The sequence below is a fragment of the Pseudactinotalea sp. genome, from assembly GCF_048594945.1.
Taxonomy (GTDB): domain Bacteria; phylum Actinomycetota; class Actinomycetes; order Actinomycetales; family Beutenbergiaceae; genus Pseudactinotalea.
The window spans coordinates 1-4,240 of record NZ_JBMDXJ010000037.1 but is presented as its reverse complement, the minus strand read 5'-3'; the positions used below and the strand labels follow the sequence as shown (position 1 = coordinate 4,240).

Genomic DNA, 4,240 nt, shown 5'->3' with positions numbered 1-4,240 from the left:
GAGCTGAGCGCCCGCGGTCGCGAGCACCTCGTCGAGCCAGGCGAGGCCACGCTCGTCTCGGGTCTCCGCAGCGAGCCGCGCGATCTCGGGTTCCAGTGCGCGCCGAGCCTGCAGCAGCTCGACCAGCTGCTCCACGTCCGAGCGCGGCAGCACCGGGTTGAGCAGCACGCGCTTGCCCGCATTGGGGCCCACGTAGACGCCCGAGCCATGCCGGAGCTCGACGATCCCGATCCCCTCCAGGCGACGCAGCGCCTCACGCATCGTCGGAACCGCGACGGCGAACCGCACGGCGAGCTGCTTGACGCCGTCGAGCTGGTCCCCGACCGAGAGCCCCTGCTCGGCCACGATGTCCATGACGCCCTCGGCCAGCTGGCTCGACAGGGTCGATCGTGAGGGCGCCGTCGTCATGCAAGTGATCTAATCACTAATTCACTAGATCGGACAAGCTGCGCACGCAAGCGTTGCGAAACCGTGACCCTCTCCCGCCCCCTCCCCCCCCACCCGATTTCACTGACGAAACGTCACACCTCCGATTTCACTGACCGAACGTCAATGCCGGATCAGCGTTGAAAGTCTCGCCAAACCGGATCAGCGTTGAAAGCGGAGGTGCGGGGCGTCAGCGGCGGCCCGGCCGGGGCTTCTCCACGTCGACCTCGATCTCGATGAACCGCGGCCGGTAGATCGAAGCGTCCTCGTACAACTCGTCGGAGTCGAAGCTGTTGACGTTGTAGGTCACGAGGATGGTGTCGCGGGTGCGGAGCTCGGGGTGCTCGTGGGCGTTGTAGGCCCAGATGTTCGCGTTGCCGTAGCTGCCGCCCTCACCGACCTCGGGCATCTGGTAGACGAGACCGGCCGGCTCGAACGGGCCGGTGGGCGAGCACGAGGTGTACGCCAGGATGTTGCTGCTGAAGATCTCGTTGGTGTCCTGCGTGATCAGCAGGTACCCGTCCTTGAACGGCGTCACGCTGTACTCGTTCGCCACGCCCGCCATCACCGGCGCAGTGTCGGTCTCGGTACCCGACCAGCCTGATCCGGTCCAGTACTCCCAGGTGCCGTTGAGGTCGCCGGCGCGCACGCGAGCGACGTGCATGAACTTCTCGGCGCCCTGGTCGTCCACGCCGTAGATGTACGTGTAGCGCCCCTCGGTCTGCAGCCAGCTCGCCCACTGCACGCCGGACTCCGACGGCAGATCGGTGAGGCTCTTCAGCTCCAGCGTGCGCCCGTCGAACGTCGCCAAGTGGTTGCTCTCCCAGCCGAAGTCGAAGGCTCCGCCGCCGCCGTACCAGAACCGCAGCGCGACCAGCTGGACGTCTCCGCGCCGCGACTGCATGCCGTCGCCCACCCAGTACCAGCCGGAAGGCTCATCGGTGGGCGGTCCGATCAGGGACGTGTTGTCCGGGCCCGTGACGGTGCTGAGCCGGTCCCGCTTGTCCTGCACCACGAAGCTGTTGTTGAGGAACGGCGAGTCGAGCGGCCGCGACCCGTCGTCGGCGACCTCGCCCAGGAAGGTGTCGGAGAAGACCCACGCGATCGTGCCGCCGCGCATCGGGATCGAGTACGTCGAGTCACCTCCGGTCCACTCCCCCGCGGTGTTCGCATAGGTCGTGAACATCTCGGTGAGTTCGGGCTCGGGGGCACCGTCGAACGTGAGAGTCGAGTCGGCGAGTCGACACTCGCCATGACCACCGCCTCCGTGCCCGCCGCCTGCTGTCGCAGGGGCGGCGCCGAGGAGGCCGATCCCGGCGATCAGCGCCGTGATCCCGAGCGTGGAGTGGAGTCGACGAGCACGCACCATGTCAGTCAGATCCTTCATCGGAGGGCGTGCACCCACGGACGAGCATGCCGCTCATGTGTCCGAACGGTCAACCCCCGAGGCAGCCTCCCGGGCCACGGGCCCGACCTGGACTAGCGTGGCGGGCATGGAGGCTCCCCCCACCGCGCAGCCGCGGTACGACGACGACCTGCGGCTGGCCCACGTCATCGCGGACCAGGTGGACGCCCAGACGATGGCGCGTTTCAAGGCCCAGGACCTCACCGTCGAGACCAAGCCGGACACCACCCCGGTCACCGACGCCGATCGCACCGCCGAGGAGATCGTGCGGGGCCAGCTCTCGCGCACCCGCCCGCGCGACGCGGTGCTCGGCGAGGAGTTCGGCGTCACGGGGCACGGCGCCCGGCAATGGGTGATCGACCCGATCGACGGCACCCAGAACTTCGTGCGCGGCGTGCCGGTCTGGGCCACGCTGATCGCGCTGGTCGACGGCGACGATCCCGTGGTCGGCCTCGTGAGCGCCCCGGCGCTCGGCCGCCGCTGGTGGGCCGGGCGCGGCTCGGGCGCATGGACGGGGCGCTCGCTGTCGCAGGCGAGCCGCATCGCTGTCTCGGGGGTCACGAACCTCGAGGACGCTTCTCTCTCCTACTCGAGCCTGTCCTCCTGGGACGATGCCGGCCTCGGTGAGGAGTTCCGGGACCTGGAGTCCCGGTGCTGGCGCAGCCGGGCGTACGGCGACTTCTGGTCCTACATGCTGGTGGCCGAAGGCGCGGTCGACCTCGCGTGCGAGCCCGAGCTGGAGCTCTACGACATGGCTGCGTTGGTGCCGATCGTCATCGAGGCCGGCGGCCGGTTCAGCTCGCTCACGGGCGAGGACGGCCCGTACGGCGGCAACGCCGTGGCCACCAACGGGCACCTCCACGAGGAGGTCATCTCCTCGCTCGCTGCTCGCGCGCGCTGATCGGTCAGCGGAGCAGCTCGCGCAGCATCTCCCGCTCGCTGGCGTCGAACCAGAGCAGGTCCAGCTCGCCCGCTGCCTCGATCGCCTCCTCGTCACCGCCGACGGCGGCCCGCACCAGGTCTGCTGCCTCACCGTCGTCGGGGTCGTCCGCATGGATGCTCACGACGGCGGACCATGGCACGTCCGGTGCGCTCACCTCGGTGAGGTCCTCACCCGAGGTGGGCTCCGCCGTCGGGACGTCCGCGGCGATGACCAGCCGCCGGGGCACGTCCGACGGTTCCAACGACGCCAAGGAGGCGTCGGCGGCAGCGAGGAACGCGGGGACCTCGAGATCCTCGTCCTTCTCGCCGGGGCTCGCCGCCCGCAACGCGGGCGTGACGGCGTGCGCGGCGCGCGCGCCGACGCCCTCCGGTCTCGCGAGGTCCGCCGCCGTCGCCGGGAGATAGATCCGCATGCGCACACACTAAGGCGCACGGCCCTCGATCCGCCGAGATCGCGCTGCTGGGTCGAGATCGCTGGAACAGAACCGCGAGGTCGACCCGGAACAGCGATCTCGCCGCACCGAACGGGGCAGGTCAGGTACGCGCGCGCCGCCTGCGGCGGGAGCGTTGCGCGCTCGGGACGCCCGTGATCGCCTCGGCCAGGCTCGTGATCGCCAAGCGGGCCGGGGACTTCGGCGCCACCTCGGTGAGGGTCGCACCGGCGAGGCACGCCTTGTCGCAGGCCGACCGGTCGTCCGGGACGATGAGCGCGTCCTCGACCCCGGCGAACCGGTGCAGCGCCTCGCGCACCGAGTCAGCCGGTCGCGGGCCTGCCGCCTCGGACCGCACGCGGGTCACCACCACATGGCGGCGCGTGGGCACGCCGGAACGTCCGTCGAGGTCGAGCAACGACTGCACGAGCCGCTGGATGCCGATCGGCTCCGCCGCGCCGACCACCACCAGCGCGTCCGCATCCGCCATGGCCGAGGAGGTCACAGCGTTGCGGCGCTGCCCCAGCACGGCGTCGAATCCCCCGGTGCGGTCGTCGTCGGGCACCCACACACCCGCCTCCACCACCACCCAGTCGGCGAGGCGGCGGGCCGGCGCCCACACGGCGTCGATACCTGCCCCCGAGACCTCACGCCACCGCGACGCGCGCGGCAGCCCCGGCAGCACGTGCAGACGTTCGTTGACCTGCGCGCGCAACCGGCCCAGTGACGACTCGTCCAACGTGCCCTGATCCGCGGCGCGCACGGCGGCGGCGATGCCGGCCGAGTCCTCCAGCAAGCCGAGCGAGGGAGCCACAGCGGCGCCCCACAGATCCGCGTCCACGAGCAGCGCGCGCTGCCCGGAATCCGCGATCTCCGCGGCGAGGTTGATGGCCACTGTGGTGCGACCCGGCGCACCGGCGGGACCCCAGACCACCACGAGCCCGCCCGGTGGCCGCTCCTGCGCCGCCGGACTGGGCTCGTCGACGAGCTCGGCGACCGTGGCAGGCACGGCCGCAGCCGCCGCGCCGGCGGCCGC

5 protein-coding genes are annotated in these 4,240 nt (G+C 71.0%); 1 reads left to right on the top strand and 4 read right to left on the bottom strand.

What is annotated here, in order from left to right; all coding sequences use genetic code 11:
• Together ACOJSN_RS01780 and ACOJSN_RS01775 are read right to left on the bottom strand one after the other, a co-directional pair.
• Positions 1 to 408 (bottom strand): FadR/GntR family transcriptional regulator (locus ACOJSN_RS01780; protein WP_420110793.1); only part of this gene is annotated, 408 nt, incomplete at its 3' end.
• Positions 409 to 616: 208 nt separating this feature from the next.
• Positions 617 to 1,813, bottom strand: a complete 1,197-nt coding sequence (locus tag ACOJSN_RS01775) for a DUF4185 domain-containing protein (protein WP_420110792.1) — start codon at positions 1,811 to 1,813, stop codon at positions 617 to 619.
• Positions 1,814 to 1,919: 106 nt separating this feature from the next.
• Here ACOJSN_RS01775 and hisN point away from each other — a divergent pair, with 106 nt between their 5' ends.
• Positions 1,920 to 2,732, top strand: coding sequence for a histidinol-phosphatase (gene hisN / locus ACOJSN_RS01770; RefSeq protein WP_420110791.1), 813 nt, complete (start codon positions 1,920 to 1,922; stop codon positions 2,730 to 2,732).
• A gap of 4 nt (positions 2,733 to 2,736) precedes the next feature.
• On the opposite strand, the gene ACOJSN_RS01765 is transcribed toward hisN, so the two are convergent.
• Both ACOJSN_RS01765 and ACOJSN_RS01760 read right to left on the bottom strand, forming a co-directional pair.
• Positions 2,737 to 3,186 (bottom strand): DUF6912 family protein, encoded by a 450-nt coding sequence (locus ACOJSN_RS01765; protein ID WP_420110790.1) that lies wholly within the window; start codon positions 3,184 to 3,186, stop codon positions 2,737 to 2,739.
• Between the two features lie 121 nt (positions 3,187 to 3,307).
• Positions 3,308 to 4,240 (bottom strand): AAA family ATPase (locus tag ACOJSN_RS01760; RefSeq protein ID WP_420110789.1); only part of this gene is annotated, 933 nt, incomplete at its 5' end.